General features: G+C 69.8%; 1 protein-coding gene and 1 pseudogene. Both read right to left on the bottom strand.

Annotated elements, in window-relative coordinates:
• Positions 1–54 precede the first annotated feature (54 nt).
• Positions 55–1,335, bottom strand: coding sequence for a bifunctional 3,4-dihydroxy-2-butanone-4-phosphate synthase/GTP cyclohydrolase II (locus tag I5I_RS00245; protein ID WP_036314828.1), 1,281 nt, complete (start codon positions 1,333–1,335; stop codon positions 55–57).
• A pseudogene (locus I5I_RS00240) lies at positions 1,332–1,972 on the bottom strand (riboflavin synthase); the annotation flags it as partial. The pseudogene I5I_RS00240 and the gene I5I_RS00245, both read right to left, overlap by 4 nt.

The raw sequence follows: 1,972 nt of genomic DNA, 5'->3' as shown, positions 1-1,972 counted from the left end.
AGCTCGGTCCCGGGGATCCTCTAGAGTCCGCGGTTTCAGGGGCTCCGTGGCCGCTCATGCGTGCTCCTCCGTGCTGTGCGCGAGAGCCGCATCGAGCTCTTCGGCGGTGATGATGTGGCCCATGCGATCGCGCTTGGTCGCCAGATATTGGTGGTTGTTGGCGCCGACGCCGACCAGCAGCGGCACCTGCTCGACGATATCGAGTCCGAGCTCGCGCAGTTGCTTGACCTTGTCGGAGTTGTTGGTCAGCAGGCGGATGCGATCGACGCCGAGATCGGCCAGGATGCCGCCGGCCGCCGCATAGTCGCGGGCATCGGCGGGCAGGCCCAGGGCGAGGTTCGCGTCGACGGTGTCAAGACCCCGCTCCTGCAGGCTGTAGGCCCGCAGCTTGTTGATGAGGCCGATGCCGCGGCCCTCGTGACCGCGCATGTAGATGACGACCCCGCCGTCCTTGTCGATACGGTCCAGAGCGGCATCCAGCTGCGGGCCGCACTCGCACTTCTGCGAGCCGAACGCTTCTCCGGTGAGGCACTCGGAGTGCACCCGCACGAGCGGCGCGTCCTCGGTGAGGTCACCCGAGACGACCGCGATGTGATCGGTGCCGGTCACCCGGTCCTTGTACGCGAGGAAGCGGAACGTGCCGTGGGACGTGGGCACGGTCGCTTCGGCGCGCAGGCTCACGCGGCGCTTCTGCGCCGCCGCGACACTCGCCGGAGCTCCCGTCGGCTCGATCTCGTCGAGGTAGGCGATGAGCTGCTCGATCGTGATCACCGGAACGCCCTCGCGCGCGCCGAGCTCTTCCAGGCCCGGCAGGCGCATCATCGATCCGTCCTCGGCGACGACCTCGCCGATCGCGGCGACCGGCTGCAGGCCCGCGAGGCGCATGAGCTCCACACCGGCCTCCGTGTGACCCGCACGCTCGCGCACTCCGCCGTCCACGGCGCGCAACGGCAGGATGTGACCCGGCCGGATCACCGACGACGGAACGGATGCTGGGTCGGCGAGCACGTTGAGCGTGTGCGAGCGGTCGGTCGCGCTGATGCCGGTCGAGACGCGGTCGGCGGCGTCCACGCTCACGGTGTAGGCGGTGCCGCGAGCGTCTTCGTTCACCGCGACCATCGGCGGCAGGTCGAGGCGGTCGGCCCACTCGGCGGGCATGGGCGCGCAGATGAAGCCGCTGGACCAGCGGATCGTCCAGGCGAGCCATTCGGGCGTGGCGAGCTGAGCCGACAGGATGATGTCGCCTTCGTTCTCGCGGCTCTCGTCGTCGGCGACGATGACGGGCCGTCCGGCGCGCAGCGCCTCGAGGGCCTCGGGGATGGTGGCAAGGCTCATCGTGAGCCTCCTTCGGTGAGGGAGTCGGTGGAATCGGACACAGGGGGAGCGAAGGCGAGCAGGCGCTGCACGTGACGCGCGAGGATGTCGGTCTCGAGGTTGACCCGGTCGCCGGCGACGCGGTCGCCGAGGGTCGTCGCCTCCAGGGTCTCGGGAATCAGCGACACCTCGAACCAGGCATCGGAGGCGGCGGCATCCGACGCATTCGAAACCGTGAGAGAGACCCCGTCGACGGCGATCGATCCCTTGTCGACGACGAGCGGAGCGAGGTCCGCGGGCAGTGAGATGCGGATGACCCGCCACTGCGCTCCGGGGCGAACCTCCCGCACCGTGCCGGTCCCGTCGACGTGTCCCTGAACGATGTGTCCGCCCAGGCGGCCGTGCGCGGCCATGGCGCGCTCGAGGTTCACGCGGGTGCCGGGACCGAACGCGCCGAGGGTCGCCATGTCCAGGCTCTGGCGCATCACGTCGGCGGTGAACCAGTCCTCGCCCTGGTCGACGACGGTCAAGCAGACGCCGCTGACCGAGATCGAGTCTCCGTGGTGAGCGTCGGAGACGGCCAGCGGTGCACGGACGGTCATCCGCGCACCGTCGCCCGACGGTTCGAGGCGACGATCTCGCCGCGCTCTTCGATGAT

The organism is Microbacterium sp. B24 (genome assembly GCF_000333415.1).
Taxonomy (GTDB): domain Bacteria; phylum Actinomycetota; class Actinomycetes; order Actinomycetales; family Microbacteriaceae; genus Microbacterium.
The sequence above is the reverse complement of the archived record's forward strand: the minus strand, read 5'-3'. Positions and strand labels throughout refer to the sequence as shown.

What these genes read in the sequence shown, in the direction of transcription:
- I5I_RS00245 (WP_036314828.1), bottom strand. Translation starts at nt 1,335, where the DNA reads ATGAGCCTTGCCACCATCCCCGAGGCCCTCGAGGCGCTGCGCGCCGGA.